Raw genomic sequence first — 18,399 nt, forward strand, 5'->3', positions numbered from 1 at the left:
TCAAATCCTGTCCCCGCAACCAAATCCACAAAACGGCCCGCATCACGCGGGCCGTTTTGCGTTTGCAGCCTGGCGCGCACGCCTTCTCCGGCGCGGAAGCGATCAGGCGGTCGAGTTCAGGTCGCCAACGGAGCCGTTCGATTGCCGGAAGTGACGAAAGCGCCGCGATAGATGTTACCCATGGAACAATCATGCCTGCAGGCCGGGTCCGAAGGTTTGGTGGTAGATCGCCTCGATCCGCTCCGCCTCGTCATCCGTTAGAGCGGCGAATTCCCTTTCACGGGCGCGGTTCGAAAGGCGGCCGCCGTTCTGATGAAGCAAGCGAAAGAGCAGATCGGTTAGACGCTCGGGCATGTCGATGAAGGCATCGACCTGCTGCCGGAACTGATCGTAGCGGCGCAGGAAGGCGGTCTCGTCGGGAATATCCTTTTCTATCGTCCGCCGGACGCAGGCGTAGAGAAATTCGGCGTGGGGCGTCGCGTCGAAGAAGCGGTAGAAATCCCCAGTGTCGTTCAGGACGCGGACATTGAATTGCGGCGTCGGCTGCCATTCGATCAGCGGCAGCAGGCGCTGCGAATAACTCTCAAGCACGCCCCGGTACTCGTCGATTTTCTCCAGTATCGCGGCCGAAACAGGGGACACTACTCCTCGCGGGGTGAAGCCGCGCGCGGCAAGGACATGATGGATCAGGTAGCGGTGAATGCGGCCGTTTCCATCTTCGAACGGGTGGATGTAGACGAATCCGAATGCGAGGATCGCCGCAACGATGACCGCATCGAGGCTTTGGGCGGGGCCGCGGTCGAACGCGACCATGCCGTCGATCAACGAGTCCAGGTCCTCGGGCCGGGCGCTGATGTGATCGGGCAGCGGCATGCGGTTGTCGCGGTCATGCCCGCCGACGAAGCTGCCCTCCTGCCGGAAGCCGAGCTTCACGAAGCGGGCATCGCCGAGCACGATCCTTTGCAGGCGCAGCAGTTCATCGCGGTCAAGCGGCTGACGACCGGCCTCGCCGATGGCCCGGCCCCAGCGCTGGATGCGGTCCTGCGGCGGACGCTCGCCCTCTATCGCATAGCTTGATCGCGAGTCCTTGAGCAGAAGGAAAGCGGCCGTCCGAGCAAGCAGGTCGCGCGGCACGTTCGCGACGATCGCCTGCGCACGCCGAGGCAGGTCGAGGCCGATGAATTCTTCAAGGGCTTTGGTGCGGAACACGAGCGGGCAGAAATACGGCGTGCCGGGCAGGTTGTCCTTCACGCGGTAGCGCGGAGCGGTCTTGCCCTGCGCCGCCCATTGCAGTTCGGGGTCGACAACAGGAACATAGCGTCCGGCGGTCGCGTCGGGGAGATCGAGGCGCGTGTTCGTCAGCCACTCATAGAGAAACCAGATCCGGCGGGCGTAGCTGCCGGTCGGGCTTTTGCGAACAAGCGCTTCAATCGGTGCGGTTTCGGTCGCCAGAAACAGCCGCTTGAGGATTGCTAGGTCCAGTCCTTCGTATTTGAGAGCGAAGGTCAAGTGGCCTTCAAGGGTTGAATGCGGCGCATGCCGGGGCGTCATGATGCGCCAGCCGTCCCGCTCGGTGATGCGGTGATGCTCGCCGGTGGCGGAGAGAGTCCGCGGCAGAGGCACGGCAAGCCCATAGGCCCCGATCAGCGCGCTGTAGCCGGCAAGAGTCGCGGTTTCAGGAAGGCGCAGTTCCTGAAAAACGTTCACCGGCCCTGAAAATTGATGCTCCTGCGGAGCAGCCATGAAAACCGTCCCTCGCGTTCGAATTTTGGTACGGTCCACCAAAATCCCTGAAAAATGATTCTAACTTATGAAAAATGATGCGTCAAATGCGTATCTCGCGAAAAGTGATTCTGAGGGTAGCTGAAAAACTGCTTGAAAATACTTTTTGCTGCTGGTCGGGTTCGTCTATTCAGCCCGCGCCTCTACCGCAGGCTTTCCAACTCGCGGATGCGTTTGGCGCCGTCGGCCTCGAGCTGCCGGGTGACGGCGCCGATCAGCGTTTCGGCCACGACGAAAAGGGCCGCCGAAGAATCCCAGGCCGAGGGCACGGCGGTGCGCCCGGCGATGACATGCCGGGCAAAGCGGGCGATTGGCGACAGCCACTGGTCGGTGAACAGCACGATCTGCACGCCGCGCTGGTGTGCCGTCTCGGCGAAGCGGACCAGGCTGTCCTGGTAGCGCCTGATGTCGAAGATCACCAGCACGTCGCGCTTGCCCATGTCGATCAGCCGATCGCGCCAGACGCTTTCCTGTCCGGCGAGGTGAAAGACGTTGGGCTGGATGATGGCCAGGTGGGCGGCCATGTAGCGCGCCAGCGGATCGGTGAAGCGGCCGCCGATCAGGAAGGTTTTGCCGCGTCGGTCGGCAAGCTTTGCGACGATGTCGGCAAGCTGCTTGTCGGACAGGTGCCTGAACGTTTCGCGCATGTTGTCGAGCGTCGCCTCCAGCATCGGCGACACCGCGCCGCCGTTCGGCGATGGCGGGTTGAGAGTGCGCGATGCCGGCGACTGCAGTTGCGCCGCGAGTTCGTCCTGCAGCGCCGACTGGAATTCCGGGTAGTTCTGGAAGCCGAGGCGGGCGACGAAACGCAGGATCGTCGGCGAGGAGACGCCAGCGGCAGCTGAGAATTCGGCGACCGTCTTCAGGCCGATCAGCGGATAGCTGGCGATCAGCGTCTGCGCTGCGCGGCGCTCGCCCGCCGGCATCGTGCCGATGCGGTCCGAGATCAGTTCGGCAATGCTCGAAATCATCTTTTCCCCATGCCCGGCCGTTTTGCCGAAATCGCATTTGACCCGAAATCGCGTTTGACAAAGCCGGACAAACTGTATGAAATCATCCACAGGGACGCAATGAGGCAAAATACGTAACATACGATACAGCGCTCCCCGGGGACGACAGGATAATGGAGACAGCACGGCCCGCCAGCCTTGCATCGCCTGAAGCCGTAGGGGTGACGAACCCCGGCGGATCGAGCCCTTTCGTGCTGACCTGCGACCACGCCTCCAATTTCCTGCCGCCGGAATTCGGAACGCTCGGACTTGCTGCCAAAGAGCTTTCCCGCCACATCGCCTGGGATCCCGGCGCGTTGCCGGTGGCCCGCCGCATGGCCGCGGCGCTTGACGCGACGCTGGTCGAGACCCGCATTTCGCGGCTTGTCATCGACTGCAACCGCCCGCTCGACGCACCCGATCTGGTGCCGCCGGTCAGCGAGACCACAACCATTCCGGGCAATGCCGGCCTGTCGCAAAAGCAGCGCGCCGCGCGCATCGCCCTGTCCTGGCAACCTTTTCACGATGCGGTCGCTGACATCATCGACACAAGACTGGCGCGCGGGCTCGAGACGCGGCTGGTTTCAATCCATTCCTTCAACCCGGTCTACAACGGCAAGAGCCGGCCCTGGCACATCGGCGTCATCCATGACGAGGATCGTCGGCTGGCAGCGCCGCTCGTCGCCGCGCTGCAGCGGCTCGCCGGCGTCACAGTCGGCATCAACGAACCCTATTCGCCGGCCGACCGTGTCTATTTCACGCTGGAACGGCACGCGCGCCCGCGGGAGCTACTCTGCGCGATGATCGAAATCCGCAACGACGAAATATCCGACGAAGCCGGGCAGCGAAAATGGGCGGATCTGCTCGCGGGGATTTTTTCCGATCTCGAGCCGTCATCCGGATCCCAGGGATCTGGCCGGGGCGGGCTCGGCCATCCGGTGGAACCGGTCAACTGACAAGAAGAAGGGGACTTTCAAATGGCAGGCGGTAATACGAAGCAAGTTGGCAGCGTCGCATACGCGAAGCGCGACAAATCTTATTTCGAGGACCGGCAACTGGTGCGTCACGCCAATGTCTGGCATCTGTGGGCGCTCGGCGTCGGCGCCGTCATATCCGGGCATTTTTCGGGCTGGAATTTCGGATTCGGGACAGGCGGCTGGGGCGGCATGCTGGTGGCCGGCATCATCATCGCCATCATGTATGTCGGCCTCGTCTTCTCGATCGCCGAGATGAGCCCGGCTTTGCCGCACACCGGCGCTGCCTACTCCTTCGCCCGGACGGCGATGGGGCCGTGGGGCGGCTTCATCACCGGGCTTTGCGAAAACGTCGAGTATGTGGTGACGCCCGCCGTCATCGCCTTCTTCATCGGCTCCTATATGGGAGGCATCTGGTCGGTCGCCTTTCCCGACTCCAGCGTCTGGCCACCACTCTGGTGGCTGGTGACCTATGGGCTGTTCCTGGCGTTGAATATTTTCGGCGTCGCGCTGTCCTTCCGCGTCACCCTGATCGTCACGCTGCTGTCGCTGGCCGTGCTGATCGTGTTCTGGATCAGCGCCATCCCGAGCATGGACTTTTCGCGCTGGGCGCTGAACATCGGCGTCGGTCCGGACGGAGCGGCGATGGAGCTTCCCGAAGGCAATGGCTCGATGTTCCCGTTCGGCTTGTCGGGCGTGCTGGCAACGTTGCCTTTTGCGGTGTGGCTGTTCCTGGCGATCGAGCAGCTACCGTTGGCGGCGGAAGAATCGGTCGACCCGAAGCGCGACATGCCGCGCGGCATTATCGCCGGCATGCTGACGCTGATGGTCTCGGCCTTCATGATCGTGCTGCTCAACCCGTCGGTCGTCGGCGTTGGTTCGTTCAAGCTCGCGACTTCCGGCGAGCCTCTGCTTGACGGGTTCCGGGCGATTTATGGCGACTCGGGCGCAGTGCTGCTTGGCGTCATCGCGTTGATTGGATTGATCGCAAGCTTCCACACCATCATCTTCGCCATGGGCCGCCAGGTCTATTCGCTGAGCCGCGCCGGCTATTTCCCGTCGGCGCTGTCGGTGACCCACAAATCGTACAAGACGCCGTATGTGGCGATGTTTGCGGGCGCCATCGTCGGCTTCGGCATCATGCTGATCATGTGGTTCGCGCTTGGCGGCGCCACGGCCGGTTCGCTCATCGGCTCGGTGTTGCTGAATATGGCGGTGTTCGGCGCGATGTTCTCCTACATCCTGCAGGCGGTGTCCTTCATCCTGCTGCGCCAGAACCAGCCGAACATGGAACGTCCCTATCGCAGCCCGCTCGGCGTCCCGGGCGCCGTGCTGACGATCATCATCGGCGTGGTCACCCTGCTCTACCAGATTCAGGACGCGAACTTCACCAAGGGCGTGGTCTGGGTGGCGCTGTGGTTCGCCATCGCGATCGTCTATTTCGGGCTGGTCGGCCGTCACAAGCTGATCCTGTCGCCGGAAGAAGAGTTCGCGCTGGAGCACGCGCAGAAAGCCTAACTCTGCCTCGGACCTCAAGAAACACCCGGCCGCTTCCTGCGGCCGGGTCCAGAGTTGAACTCTCGAAGCGCCACAAAGGCGGCGGAGCTTGCAAGAATGGCCGGAAATTTCTCGTTCGATCAGTTGAAAAAGGCGGTCTCCAGCGGTGAGGTCGACACCGTGCTGGCGTGCATTGTCGACATGCAGGGGCGGCTGGCGGGAAAGCGGTTCCTGGCACAGTATTTCGTCGATTCCGCCCATGACGAGACGCATGGCTGCAACTATCTCCTGGCCGCCGACATCGATATGGAACCGGTGCCCGGCTACAGGGCGGCGAGCTGGTCGAAAGGCTATGGCGACTTCGTCATGAAGCCGGATCTGTCGACGCTGCGGCGCATTCCATGGCTGGAAAAGACGGCGCTGGTGATCTGCGACGTGCTCGACCACCACACCCATGACGACCTGCCGCATTCGCCGCGCGCCATCCTGAAGAAGCAGGTCAGGCGGCTGAGCGAACGCGGCTATCTCGGCTATTTCGCCTCCGAGCTCGAATTCTATCTGTTCAGCGAAACCTACGATTCCGCCCGCAAGAAGCACTGGCAGGGCCTCGACACAGCCTCGCCCTATATCGGCGACTACCAGATCGGCATCACCACCAAGGAAGAAGGCGTCATGCGCCGGCTGCGCAACGAGATGCAGGCGGCCGGCATTCCGATCGAGAACTCCAAGGGCGAGTGGGGTCCGGGCCAGGAAGAAATCAATGTCCGCTATGCCGAGGCGCTCGAGATGGCCGACCGCCACGTCATCCTGAAGAACGGCGCCAAGGAAATCGCCGAGTCCGAAGGCAAGGCGGTCTCGTTCATGGCCAAGTACAATTACGGGCTGGCCGGCAATTCCAGCCATATCCACAATTCGCTGTGGAGCGCCGACGGCGAGACGCCGCTTTTTTACGACAGAAAGGCCGAATGGACACTGTCGACGCTCGGCCAGCAATGGGCGGCGGGCCAGCTCAAATATGCCAGGGAATTCACCTGGTTCCTGGCGCCCTACGTCAACTCCTACAAGCGCTTCCAGGCCGGCACCTTCGCGCCGACTAAGATCATGTGGAGCGAGGACAACCGCACCGCCGGTTTCCGCCTGTGCGGCGAGGGCACCAAGGGCATCCGCATGGAATGCCGCATCGGCGGCGCCGACCTAAACCCCTATCTCGCCTTCGCCGCGCTGATCGCGGCCGGCCTTGCCGGCATCGATGAAAAGCTTGAACTGCAAAAACCCTTCGTCGGCGATGCCTATCAGGCCTCGCAGCTGCCGGAAATTCCGAAGACCTTGCGAGACGCCACCGAGACGCTGGCAAAATCGGAGATGCTGAAGCAGGCGCTCGGCGACGGCGTGCTCGAGCATTATGTTCATACGGCGCACTGGGAGCAGTTCGAATACGACCGCCGCATTACCGATTGGGAACTGCACAGGGGGTTCGAGCGTTATTAGAAAGATAGTAAGATACTGTTAATACCTTGACCGAAAATGCTGCTTGAGCTAGGTTGTGCGATGACCGAAGGAACCAAATACCATCCGCTTTTCGAGTATCTCCTGTTCTCGGGCCAGGGCCAGATGTCGATGAGCTTCGCAGAGATCGAGCAAGTTATCGGTGGCCGCTTGCCGCCGTCGGCACGACAGCGGGAGGAATGGTGGGCGAACAGCCCGAGCGGGCACAGCCAGGCGCGCGCTTGGTTGCGCGCAAACTACCGGGCATCTCGTGTCGATCTTGCGAACGAGCGGGTGGATTTCAAACTGGAGGGATGGCCCGAAGGTTATCGAAAGCCGAATATGGCTACCACAGACAAGACTCGTTCAGGAATGGCGGAACAAACGCAAGCCAGCTACGAACTTCCGCAGGGAAATACCGACCATCCTCTTTTCGGCATATGGACGGGCAAGGTCACGCTTCTCCAAGGACATGATTACACGAGGCCGGCCTTTGAGCCTGACGTGCTGCCGTGATGCACAGGCTGCTGCTCGACACTTGCGCGATCATATGGATAGCGTTGAACGAGCCAATCACGCCGGAAGCCAAGATTGCCATCAACAGCGCCGCGGCTGTTGACGAGAAGGTCCGGGTTTCCCCCATTTCGGCCTGGGAGTTGGGCCTGCTGAGCGCCAAGGGCCGGTTGGCGGCAGCAAAGTCGCCAGCAAGCATTTTTGGGGAAGTGATCGCCACGCCAGGCATCAAGGTCGAGGCTCTTTCGCCGGAATTGTTGATTGAATCGTCTTTCTTGCCTGGATCGTTCCACGGCGATCCGGCGGATAGGATATTGATCGCAACAGCGCGGGCGTTCGATTTGACGCTCGTGACGCGCGATCAGTCAATACTGGATTATGCAAGAGCCGGGCATGTTCGCGCCCTTGCCTGCTGACGCTTTGCCTTCGATATATGGAGACGCCCACTTGGAAACCGTAAAACTCAAATCCCCCGTCGATGGTTCGATCTATGCCGAACGGCCCATCGCCACGGACCAGGCGATCAATGCCGCGGTCGAGCGTGCCAAGGCGGCGCAGGAGAAATGGGCCGAGACGCCGATCGTCGAGCGCGGCAAGTACATGCTTGCCATGCTGGAAGCGCTGGTCGCCATGACCGACGAGATCGTGCCGGAGATCGCCTGGCAGATGGGCCGCCCGGTCCGCTATGGCGGCGAGTTCGGCGGCGTCAGGGAACGCACCAGCTACATGGTCGAGATTGCGGAAGCGGCACTCAGGCCGGTGATGGCCTCCAATCCCAAGGACGGGTTTCGCCGCTATGTGAAGAAGGTGCCGCTCGGCGTGGTCCTGGTGATCGCGCCGTGGAACTATCCCTATCTCACCGCCGTCAACACGATCGTGCCGGCGCTGATGGCGGGCAGCGCCGTCATCCTCAAGCATGCGGCGCAGACGCTGCTGGTCGGCGACCGTTTTCAACAGGCGTTCGACAAGGCAGGCCTGCCCAAGGGTCTGTTCCAGAACCTCGTCATGAACCATGCGCAGACCGAAAAACTGCTCGGCTCGGGCAAGATCGACCATGTCAATTTCACCGGCTCGGTCGCCGGCGGCCGCGCCATCGAAAAGGCCGCAGCGGGCACCTTCATGACGCTCGGCCTTGAACTCGGCGGCAAGGATCCGGCCTATGTCCTGGCCGACGCAAAGATCGACAATGCCGTCGCCAACCTGGTCGACGGCGCCTTCTACAATTCCGGCCAGTGCTGCTGCGGCATCGAGCGCGTCTATGTCCACGAGAAGGTCTATGACGAGTTCGTCGAAGGCTTCATCGCCGAAACCAGGAACTACGTCGTCGGCAACCCGCTCGACCAGGCGACGACGATGGGGCCGATGGCCCAGGCGCGCTTCGCCGACCTGATCCGCGAGCAAAAGGCCGAGGCGCTGCGCAAGGGCGCCAAAGCGCATATCAACATGAAGCTGGCCAATGACGAGCCGGGCTCGCCCTATCTGGCGCCGGAAGTGCTGACCGAGGTCGACCACCAGATGAGCGTCATGCGCGAGGAGAGCTTTGGGCCGATTGTCGGCATCATGAAGGTGCGCAACGACGAGGAGGCGATCGCGCTGATGAACGACAGCCCCTACGGGCTGACGGCCTCGATCTGGACGCGCGACACCGAGCATGCGGCGGCGATCGGTGATCGCATCGAGACCGGCACCGTGTTCATGAACCGCTGCGACTATCTCGACCCGGCGCTGGTCTGGACCGGCGTCAAGGACACCGGCAAGGGCGCCGCACTCTCGGCCATCGGCTACGACAATCTGACGAGGCCGAAATCATATCATCTGCGTGAAGCCATCTGATTTTTTCGAAAGACAAAAATGACAAAATTGATTTCCAAATGGAACTACCCGACAACCGTGCGCTTCGGCGCGGGGCGCATCAAGGAATTGCCTGATGTGCTTGAAGCCACCGGCATCAAGCGGCCGCTGTTCGTCACCGATCCTGGGCTGGCCAAACTTCCGGTCGTCGCTTCGACGTTGAAGATCCTCGACGACGCCAAGGTGCCCTATGGTGTGTTTTCCGAGGTCAAGCCGAACCCGGTGGACTCCAACCTGACCGCCGGCATTGCGGTGTTCAAGAAGGGCAAGCATGACGGCGTCATCGCCTTCGGCGGCGGCTCGGCGCTCGACCTCGGCAAGCTGATCGCCTTCCAGGCCGGCCAGACGCGGCCGGTCTGGGATTTCGAGGATATCGGCGACTGGTGGACGCGCGCCAACGCCGACGCGATCGCACCGATCATCGCCGTGCCGACCACGGCCGGCACCGGCTCGGAAGTCGGCCGCGCCGGCGTCATCACCAATGAAGCGACCCACACCAAGAAGGTGATCTTCCATCCGAAACTTTTGCCGGCCATCGTCATCGCCGATCCGGAACTGTCGGTCGGCATGCCCGGCTTCATCACCGCCGGCACCGGCATGGATGCGCTCGCTCATTGCCTCGAAGCCTATTGCGCGCCGGGCTATCATCCGATGGCCGACGGCATCGCCGTCGAAGGCGTGCGGCTCGTCTTCGAGAACCTGCCGAAAGCCTATGCCAACGGCAAGGATCTTGTCGCCCGCGCCCACATGATGAGCGCGGCCGCGATGGGTGCTGCCGCCTTCCAGAAAGGGCTGGGCGCCATCCACTCGCTGTCGCATCCGATCGGCGCGCTCTACGACACCCATCACGGCATGACCAACGCCGTGTTCATGCCTTACGTGCTGGCCTTCAACCGCGACGCCATCGAGGCGCGCATCGCCCGGCTCGCGGCTTATTGCGGCATCAACGGCGGCTTCGACGGTTTCGCCAAGGCCGTCATCAAGCTGCGCAAGGAATTGGAGGTGCCGCATGCGCTGCCGGGCCTGATCCAGGGGCTCGACATGGACAAGAAGCGCAAGGGCCTGATCGCCGACATGGCGGTGGTCGATCCGACCGCCGGCGGCAACCCTGTCAAGCTGACCAGGAAGGCGGCGCTGACGCTGCTCGAAAATGCCATTGCCGGCACCGCCTGACACAGTATTCGCGCCGGAAACTGATCCGGGAAATTGAGGGCAAAGAAAGGGGGAAAGATGAAAGGTAAGACGGAAACTCGTTAGCCGGAAAAATAGTTGCGAGGCGATTGCTACAGCCGGTTAAAAAGAGTTTACTTTTTCGTACTGCAGGGCATCGCTTTCACAAACCATTCATCGGGCTGTCACACGAAAACGATACCGCATCGCAGGCGTCCAACGGCGTCAGTTCAACGGAGAGAACACATGTTCAAATTCACGGGAAAAGTACTTTCCCTTACGGCCGTCGCCCTGATGGCGACCTCTGCCATCTCGTCGGCGCAGTCAATGGATGAACTGGTCGCCGCCGCCAAGGCGGAAGGCCAACTCACCACCATCGCGCTGCCGCACAGCTGGTGCGGCTATGGCGACGTCATCGCCGGCTTCAAGGCGAAATATCCGGAAATCACCGTCAACGAGCTCAATCCCGATGCCGGCTCCGGCGACGAGATCGAGGCGATCAAGGCCAACAAGGACAATAAGGGCCCACAGGCGCCTGATGTCATCGACGTCGGCCTGTCTTTTGGCCCGTCGGCCAAAGCAGACGGCCTGGTCCAACCCTACAAGGTGTCGACCTGGGATACGATCCCTGACAGCGCCAAGGATGCCGATGGCTATTGGTATGGCGACTACTACGGCGTGCTCGCCTTCGGCGTGAACAAGGCCGTCGTGCAGAACGCGCCACAGGACTGGGCTGACCTGATGAAGCCGGAGTATGCCAATTCGGTGGCGCTCGCCGGTGACCCGCGCTCGTCCAACAACGCGGTCATGTCGGTTTACGCTTCGGGCCTCGCGGCTGGCGGCACCGGCGGCCAGGATGCCGCCGCCAAGGGTCTGCAGTTCTTCAAGCAGCTCAACGATGCCGGCAACTTCGTGCCGGTCGACGGTGAAGCGGCAGCTGTCGCCCAGGGCACGACACCGATCGTGATGAACTGGGACTACAACCTGCTCGCCATGCGCGACAAGATGGCTGGCAATCCGGAAATTGAAATCGTCGTGCCAAAGGCAGCGGTCGTCGCTGGCGTCTACGTACAGGCGATCAGCGCCTATGCGCCGCATCCGAACGCCGCCAAGCTGTGGATGGAGTATCTCTACTCGGACGAGGGCCAGCTCGGCTGGCTGAAGGGCTACTGCCACCCGATCCGCTTCAACGACCTTGCCAAGAAGGGCGTGATCCCGAAGGAGATGCTGGACAAGCTGCCGGCCGCCGAGAACTACGAAAAGGCGATCTTCCCAACCCTGGAGGAGCAGAACGCCGCCAAGAAGGAAATCAGCACGAACTGGGATGCCATCGTTGGCGCCGTCGTGAAATAGTTCCATAGGGCGCCGGGCCGGTTCGCCGGCCGGCGCCCTATGCCAAGTTCGGGAAGTCCATGGCAGACTCCACACTATCCCAGACAGCCCGCGTCAGCCCTGGCGCGCCGGAGATCAGCCGCCTTCGGCTGCCACTGCATTGGTTGGGCGTAGCGCCGTTCTTCGTTTTCGCGCTGCTGTTTCTGATCTTGCCCACGGTAGGGCTGATCGCCGGCGCGTTCAAAAATGCAGCCGGCGACTATACGCTCGACAACATCATAGCGTTGTCGCAACCCAAGCTCGCAGCCGCCTATTGGGTCTCCATTCAGATCAGCTTTGTTTCTGCGGTGCTCGGCGCCCTGATTGGCCTTGCGATGGCCGTGGCAGTGATTCGCGGCGGCCTGCCGTCGTGGCTGCGCTCGGCGACCTTGACCTTCTCGGGCGTCGCCTCGAATTTCGCCGGCGTGCCGCTGGCATTCTCGTTCATCGCGACGCTGGGTCGGCTCGGCGTGGCGACGATCCTGTTGCGAGATATTTTCGGCATCAACATCTATTCGCTCGGCTTCAGTATTTTTTCGTTCTGGGGCCTGATCCTCACCTACCTCTATTTCCAGATTCCATTGATGATCGTCATCATCACGCCGGCGGTCGATGGGCTGAAGAAGGAATGGGGCGAAGCTGCAGCCACGCTCGGCGCAACCAATTGGCAATATTGGCGCATGGTGGTGATCCCGGTGTTATGGCCGAGTTTTCTCGGCACCACGGTCCTGCTTTTTGCCAACGCGTTCGGCGCGGTCGCAACGGCCTATGCACTGACCGGGCCGTCACTCAACATCGTGCCCATCCAGCTGTTCGCGCAGATTCGCGGCGACGTGCTTTACAATCCGAATCTAGGCTATGCCCTTGCATTCGGCATGATCGTCATCACCGGCCTGGCCAATCTCTTCTACATTTTGTTCCAACGGCGAGCCGAACGGTGGCTGAAATGAAGCAAGGCAGCCGTTTTTGGGCCTGGCTGGTTTTTGGCGTGGGAACCACCTATTTTATCCTGCCGCTGTTGGCGACCTTTGAATTCTCCTTGCGTAAGCGGCGAGGCGAATACTCGTTTGACGCCTACCGCTCGGTGTTCGGAGATCCAAATTTCCAGGCGACATTTACCTATTCCGTCGTGGTGGCGATCTTCACCATCCTTTTGGGCGTGCTCCTCGTCGTCCCGACGGCTTACTGGATACGGCTGCGGCTACCGCATCTGCGGCCGGTCGTAGAGTTCATCACCCTGCTGCCGCTGGTTATCCCCGCCATCGTCATCGTCTTCGGCTACATCAGGATGTTCGGTTCGAATTCGACGTTGCCTTTTCTGGCGACAGCACGCGGCGCCGATGCTCTGCTGGTCATCGGCTATGCAGTGCTGGCGCTGCCTTATATGTACCGGGCGGTGGATACCGGTCTCAGGACCATCGACGTCAGAACGCTCACCGAAGCCGCACAAATCCTCGGCGCCGGCTGGACCACCATCATCGCCCGCATCATCCTGCCGAACGTGCTGATCGCCGTGTTGTCCGGCGCGTTCCTGAGTTTTGCCATCGTCATCGGCGAGTTCACCATGGCGTCGCTGCTGAATCGCCCGGCGTTCGGCCCCTATCTGCAGAACATCGGCGCCAACAGCGCTTATGAGCCATCGGCACTGGCGCTCATTTCGTTCGCCATCACCTGGGGCTGCATGTCGCTGATCCAGATCCTGTCGCGTTTTGCGCCGCGATCGGCGAACCGGCCAAACTGATCGAAAAAGTACTGACCGAAAGAAAAGCCATGGCCGAGCCATTCCTCTCCATCCAGCAGGTTCGAAAAGCCTTCGGCGCCACCACCGTCGTCCAGGATTTCAACCTCGACGTCGAGCCGGGCGAATTCGTCTCCTTCCTCGGGCCGTCGGGCTGCGGCAAGACGACGGTGCTGCGTATGGTCGCCGGCTTCGAGGAGCCGAGCGCCGGCAAGATCGTCGTGGCCGGCAAGGATATCACCCGGCTCAAACCCAACCAGCGCAATGTCGGCATGGTGTTCCAGGCCTATGCGCTGTTTCCCAACCTGACCGTGGCGCAAAACATCGGCTTCGGGCTTAAGGTCGCGGGCATGCCAAAGGCCGATGCCGACAGGCGCGTTGCCGAGATGCTCGACCTCATCAAGCTGCCGCAGATGGGCGACCGCTATCCCTATCAGCTCTCCGGCGGCCAGCAGCAGCGTATCGCGCTGGCGCGGGCGATTGCGCCGAAGCCGAAGCTCCTGCTGCTCGACGAACCGCTGTCGGCGCTCGACGCCAAGGTGCGCGTGTCGCTGCGCGAGGAAATCCGCTCAATCCAGAAGAAGCTCGGCATCACCACCGTATTCGTCACCCACGACCAGGAAGAGGCGTTGTCGATTTCCGACCGCATCGCCGTCATGTATGGCGGCAAGGCCGAGCAGGTCGGCACGCCGTTCGAGATCTACAACCGGCCGGCAACCAAGTTCGTCGCCAATTTCGTCGGCACGCTGAACGTGCTCGAAGGCACCGTCACCGACGCTGCGTCGGGCAAGGTGCGCGTCAATTCGCAAGAGGTCTCGCTGCAGGGAAAGCTCAACGGCTCCAGGTCCGGCGACACGCTGTCGCTGGCGCTGCGGCCCGAGGCGATTTCGCTCGGCCGCCATCCCGACCGCGACTCCAGCCTTTCGGGCGAGATCACCGAAGTGCATTTCCTCGGCTCGGTCATCCGGGTCCGCGTCGGCATAGGCGGCAGCACGGTATCGCTCGACACGTTCAACAGCCCGGCCTCGCCGCCGCCCGCTGTCGGCGAGAAGGCCGAGATTTCCTTCTCGTCGGGCGACATGCTGGTGCTGCATTAGGGGCGGAGTGAATAGTGAATAGTGAATAGCAAGAAGGCGCTTTACGCGCCGAGATTTCTCTGCAAGCGACCATTCACCATTCACCATTCACCATTCACCATTCACCATTCACCATTCACCATTCACCAGCCAAAGCCGTCGCCGTTTTTGCAGTGCCAATCGCCCGGCTTCGCCGCTACGATGAGGCATGGCGCTTTTCGAGCTGACCCTTGTTCTTCTGCTGATCGCCGTCGCGCTGACCGCGCTGTCGCGGCGTCTGCAGATTCCCTATCCCTCGTTGCTGGCGTTGGCCGGCGCGGGCATCGGCTTCCTGCCGTTTGCGCCGACCATCGAGATCCATCCCGAACTGGCGCTCGCCCTGTTCATCGCGCCGGTGCTTCTTGACGCGGCCTACGACACGTCGCTGCGCGATCTCAATCGCTACAGACTGCCGCTCATCCTGCTGGCGCTTGGCGCCGTCGTTTTCACCACTGCGACCGTCGCGCTCGTCGGATGGACAATGGCAGGCCTGCCGATCGCTGCGGCTATTGCCCTTGGCGCGATCGTGGCGCCGCCCGATGCCGTGGCGGCGTCGGCCGTGCTTGGACAGTTCAAGGTGCCGCACCGCGTCACCGCGATCTTGCAAGGCGAAAGCCTGCTCAACGACGCCACGGCGCTCCTGATCTACCGCATGGCGGTTTCCGCAGCTGCCGGCTCTATCCTGCTGAGCAGCGCGGTTCCGATGATCTTGCTGTCGACGGTCGGCAGCCTCGCCGCGGGTTATGTGCTCGGCCGATTGTCTCTCGTCACCCTCAGCCGCATCAGAGATCCGGCAAGCGGCACGGTGGTGCAATTTGCCGGGACGTTCGGCGTCTGGATCCTGGCCGACAGGATCGGGCTCTCCGCCATCATAACGATCGTCGTCTATGCCATGACCATCGCACGTACCGCGCCGCGCCACATGCCGGCCAGAAATCGCGTCAGCTCCTACTCGGTCTGGGAGACGGCGGTGTTCGTGCTCAACGTGCTGGCCTTCGTCCTGATGGGACTTCAGGCACGGTCGATCGTCGGCCGGCTTGCCGAGCAGGGGCAGGTCGAAGCGTTCGTCTTCGCCGCAGCCGTGCTGGCTGTCGTCATCGTCTCGCGCCTCGTCTGGGTGTTGGGATGCGGTGCGATCATGAGGTGGCTTGCCAGCTTCGGTGACGCGGACCGGCAGGCCGAGGCGCCGTCATTTCGCGGCGGCGTGCTGATCGGCTGGTGCGGCATGCGCGGTCTGGTTACCCTTGCGGCAGCGTTTGCCTTGCCGGCTGACTTTCCCGGCCGCGACCCGATTGTGCTCGCCGCTTTCTCGGTCGTGCTCGGCACCCTGGTGCTGCAAGGCATTAGCCTGAAGCCGCTGCTGCGCTTGCTTCGTCTCGATCCGGACGAAACTGTCGACCGCGAGGTCGCGCAGGCACGCGTCGCCATCATGCAGGCAGCGCTGGAGGTGTTGAGCGGCAAGACATCGAATGCCGCGGCCGTGGTCCGCGAGCAATTTGCCGCGCAGCGCACGATCGCTGAAAATCCAGAGGACGCCCAGGCAGCGACCGAGTACGACAGGTTGCGCCTCTATGCCATCAAGAGCCAGCGTGACGCGCTGGAACAGCTGCGCATCGACGGGACGATCGGCGACGAGGCGTATCATCGTCTAGAGGAGGAAATCGACTGGTCGGAATTGGCCGCTTCTCCGCCGGGACGATTCCAGCCGTTGACGACTTAGAGCGGCGGACTTTCAAATCGAATCGTACCGCCGCTCTATCTCTTTGTTTGAGCATCCGGCTGCACATTGCAGCCGATCAGCCCAACGGCTATTGCTTTCAGGGAATTGAGCCGGATAAGCAATGAAGCTGGTCAGCTACAACATCCAATACGGGTTCGGCGGCGACGGCCGCTACGATCTCTCGCGCTGCGCCAAGATCGTCGCCGGCGCCGACATCATCGCCTTGCAGGAGGTGGAACGGCATTGGATACGCAGCAACGAAGACGACCAGCCTGAACTTCTTTCGCGATTGTTGCCCGAATACTATTGGGTTTATGGGCCGGCCTTCGACATGGACGCCAGCGAGCGGCGTGACGGCCGCATCGTCAACCGGCGGCGGCAATTCGGCACCATGCTCCTGTCCAAGCTGCCGATCGTCTGGTCGCGCCTGCACACGCTGCCGCTGCGCCGCACCGTGCGTCCGCTCAACACCCGCAACGCAGCGCTGGAATGCATGATCCACACCCCTGCCGGTCCGGTGCGGGTGCTGTCGCTGCATCTGGCGCATATCGCCGCCGAAGAGCGGCTGGAGCAGATCGACTATCTGCTCGCCGAGCATCGCCGCGCGCCGTCCGACGGCGGCCCGTGGAGCGGCGCCGACGATGAGCCCGTGCGCAACTGGAGCAATGGCCAGCCGGAGCCGGAAAACCCGCTGGCGGCGATCTGGATGGGCGATTTCAACATGGAGCCGGGCAGCGCCGAGTACCGGCGCATCGTTGGCAGCACGCCGTACCATCGCGGTGCTGCCTATCTCAACGGTTTTGTCGATGCCGCCGCCGTCGCCAGCGACCCGACGGCGGATTTCCATACCCATGTGAAGACCATCGACGGCAGGCTGGCAAAGCGACGGCTCGACCATTGCTTCGTCGGCGGGATGTTGGCGGGACGGGTCCGCTCGGCCAGCGCCGATATCGACGAAATCGCCTCGGACCATTTTCCGCTGCGGGTCGACATCGACCTGGAAACGCCGTTCGCGACGGGGGCCGAAGGCGCATGAGCCGCCGATGACCTTGTCCGTCTTCTTCGCGGTGCTTGCTGCCGCCGCCATGCACGCGATCTGGAACGCGCTGGTCAAGGTCCATCTCGACCGCTTTTTGTCGATCACGCTGATGACGCTCGGCATGGGCGCCGTGGCGCTTCTGGCGCTGCCTTTCGTCGAGGTGCCGAAAGCGGAAGCGTGGCCTTATATCATCGCCTCGGTGATCTTCCACATGGGCTACAGGACGTTCCTGATCGGCGCCTACAAGGCCGGCGATTTCGCCCAAACCTATCCACTGGCGCGCGGCACCGCACCGCTGCTGGCAGCACTTGGCGGCATCGTGGTCGTCGCCGAGGTGCCGGTGCCGCTCGCCATTGTCGGCATTGTTCTCTTGTCGGCCGGGACGCTGGTGCTGTCGTTTCGCGGCGGCGCGCATCTGGAAAGGCTGAACCTGCGCGCCGTCGGCTTTGCGCTGGGCACCTCGATCTTCATCGCCGGCTATACGCTGTCCGACGGCAGCGGCGCGCGGCTGGCCGCGACGGCGTCGAGTTATGCCGCATGGCTGTTCGTCTGCGATGCGCTGTGGGCGCTGGTGCTTTGCCTGATCTTCCGCGGACCAAAGGCGCTGCCGGTGCTGGCGCGAGACTGGAAGGCGGGCGTGTACACCGGCGTGCTCAGCGGCGCCGCCTACTGGATCGTGATGTGGGCGATGACCAAGGCGCCGATCGCCTCGGTCGCGGCGCTGCGCGAAACCTCGATCCTGTTCGCCATGATGATCTCGGTGTTTGCGCTCGGCGAGAAGATGACGGCGTGGCGCGGTGCCGCCGTGCTCAGCATCGTTGCCGGCGTCGTCGCGCTGAGGCTTGGATAGGCTAAAGCGCGTCGCGTTCGACCGACCTCACGCGACGCGCTTTGGATTGTTGTTTTATGCATGTCGTTAACGCAAAACCGCTGCACACCCTCGGGTCAGTGCCCGAGGGCATGCTTTTGCGCGACATGCATTAAGCGCCTATCTCGAGGTCGAACACCATCAGCCCGTCGGTTCCGCCTTCAAGCGCCGCGACCAGCCGAGCGCCGGCTCGGCTGTGAGCCTCATGCACTAGAGCGCGATGATTTTAGGTTGGGACATAGCCGGCCTCGGTGAAGTAGTTGGCGCATTCCTTTGATGTGACGGTG

16 protein-coding genes are annotated in these 18,399 nt (G+C 62.3%); 14 read left to right on the plus strand and 2 right to left on the minus strand.

Annotated features, from left to right (window positions below; translation table 11 throughout):
• Positions 1 to 189 precede the first annotated feature (189 nt).
• Positions 190 to 1,743 carry a Fic family protein gene (locus tag AC0L2V_RS31255; protein WP_473508085.1) on the minus strand — a complete coding sequence of 518 codons (1,554 nt, stop codon included), beginning with the start codon at positions 1,741 to 1,743 and terminating at the stop codon, positions 190 to 192.
• Positions 1,744 to 1,925: 182 nt separating this feature from the next.
• Complete coding sequence (locus tag AC0L2V_RS31260) at positions 1,926 to 2,753, minus strand: MurR/RpiR family transcriptional regulator (RefSeq protein ID WP_023798113.1); 828 nt, start codon at positions 2,751 to 2,753, stop codon at positions 1,926 to 1,928.
• A gap of 152 nt (positions 2,754 to 2,905) precedes the next feature.
• Here AC0L2V_RS31260 and AC0L2V_RS31265 point away from each other — a divergent pair, with 152 nt between their 5' ends.
• From AC0L2V_RS31265 to AC0L2V_RS31330, 14 genes are all read left to right on the plus strand, one after another.
• Positions 2,906 to 3,727, plus strand: coding sequence for an N-formylglutamate amidohydrolase (locus tag AC0L2V_RS31265; protein WP_473508086.1), 822 nt, complete (start codon positions 2,906 to 2,908; stop codon positions 3,725 to 3,727).
• Between the two features lie 21 nt (positions 3,728 to 3,748).
• On the plus strand, positions 3,749 to 5,263 hold the full coding sequence (locus tag AC0L2V_RS31270; RefSeq protein WP_091600395.1) for an amino acid permease: 1,515 nt from the start codon (positions 3,749 to 3,751) through the stop codon (positions 5,261 to 5,263).
• A 96-nt stretch (positions 5,264 to 5,359) separates the two neighbouring features.
• Positions 5,360 to 6,730 carry a glutamine synthetase family protein gene (locus tag AC0L2V_RS31275; protein ID WP_473508087.1) on the plus strand — a complete coding sequence of 457 codons (1,371 nt, stop codon included), beginning with the start codon at positions 5,360 to 5,362 and terminating at the stop codon, positions 6,728 to 6,730.
• 60 nt (positions 6,731 to 6,790) lie between these two features.
• The gene (locus AC0L2V_RS31280) at positions 6,791 to 7,243 is read left to right on the plus strand and encodes a DUF7662 domain-containing protein (protein WP_473522081.1); all 453 of its coding nucleotides are present in this window, start codon (positions 6,791 to 6,793) and stop codon (positions 7,241 to 7,243) included.
• A complete protein-coding gene (locus AC0L2V_RS31285) occupies positions 7,243 to 7,656 on the plus strand; it encodes a type II toxin-antitoxin system VapC family toxin (protein ID WP_473508089.1) in 414 nt (137 codons plus the stop codon). Before AC0L2V_RS31280 ends, AC0L2V_RS31285 begins: the two co-directional genes overlap by 1 nt.
• On the plus strand, positions 7,634 to 9,073 hold the full coding sequence (locus tag AC0L2V_RS31290; protein ID WP_473522082.1) for an aldehyde dehydrogenase family protein: 1,440 nt from the start codon (positions 7,634 to 7,636) through the stop codon (positions 9,071 to 9,073). Before AC0L2V_RS31285 ends, AC0L2V_RS31290 begins: the two co-directional genes overlap by 23 nt.
• An 18-nt stretch (positions 9,074 to 9,091) precedes the next feature.
• Positions 9,092 to 10,264, plus strand: a complete 1,173-nt coding sequence (locus AC0L2V_RS31295; protein ID WP_473522083.1) for an iron-containing alcohol dehydrogenase — start codon at positions 9,092 to 9,094, stop codon at positions 10,262 to 10,264.
• Between the two features lie 243 nt (positions 10,265 to 10,507).
• Complete coding sequence (locus AC0L2V_RS31300; protein WP_473522084.1) at positions 10,508 to 11,614, plus strand: ABC transporter substrate-binding protein; 1,107 nt, start codon at positions 10,508 to 10,510, stop codon at positions 11,612 to 11,614.
• Positions 11,615 to 11,673: 59 nt separating this feature from the next.
• Entirely contained in the window at positions 11,674 to 12,582 is a 909-nt protein-coding gene (locus tag AC0L2V_RS31305) for an ABC transporter permease (RefSeq protein ID WP_473508093.1), read from the plus strand.
• Positions 12,579 to 13,373, plus strand: a complete 795-nt coding sequence (locus AC0L2V_RS31310; RefSeq protein ID WP_473522085.1) for an ABC transporter permease — start codon at positions 12,579 to 12,581, stop codon at positions 13,371 to 13,373. Before AC0L2V_RS31305 ends, AC0L2V_RS31310 begins: the two co-directional genes overlap by 4 nt.
• 29 nt (positions 13,374 to 13,402) lie before the next feature.
• Positions 13,403 to 14,467: an ABC transporter ATP-binding protein gene (locus AC0L2V_RS31315; RefSeq protein WP_473522086.1), complete on the plus strand. Its 1,065-nt coding sequence runs from the start codon at positions 13,403 to 13,405 to the stop codon at positions 14,465 to 14,467.
• Positions 14,468 to 14,654: 187 nt separating this feature from the next.
• A complete protein-coding gene (locus AC0L2V_RS31320) occupies positions 14,655 to 16,205 on the plus strand; it encodes a cation:proton antiporter (protein ID WP_473522087.1) in 1,551 nt (516 codons plus the stop codon).
• 121 nt (positions 16,206 to 16,326) lie between these two features.
• Positions 16,327 to 17,241: an endonuclease/exonuclease/phosphatase family protein gene (locus AC0L2V_RS31325; RefSeq protein WP_473522088.1), complete on the plus strand. Its 915-nt coding sequence runs from the start codon at positions 16,327 to 16,329 to the stop codon at positions 17,239 to 17,241.
• A 7-nt stretch (positions 17,242 to 17,248) separates the two neighbouring features.
• Positions 17,249 to 18,094, plus strand: a complete 846-nt coding sequence (locus tag AC0L2V_RS31330; protein WP_473522089.1) for an EamA family transporter — start codon at positions 17,249 to 17,251, stop codon at positions 18,092 to 18,094.
• The last annotated feature ends 305 nt before the right edge of the window (positions 18,095 to 18,399 follow it).

The sequence above is a fragment of the Mesorhizobium sp. WSM4814 genome (assembly GCF_055811595.1).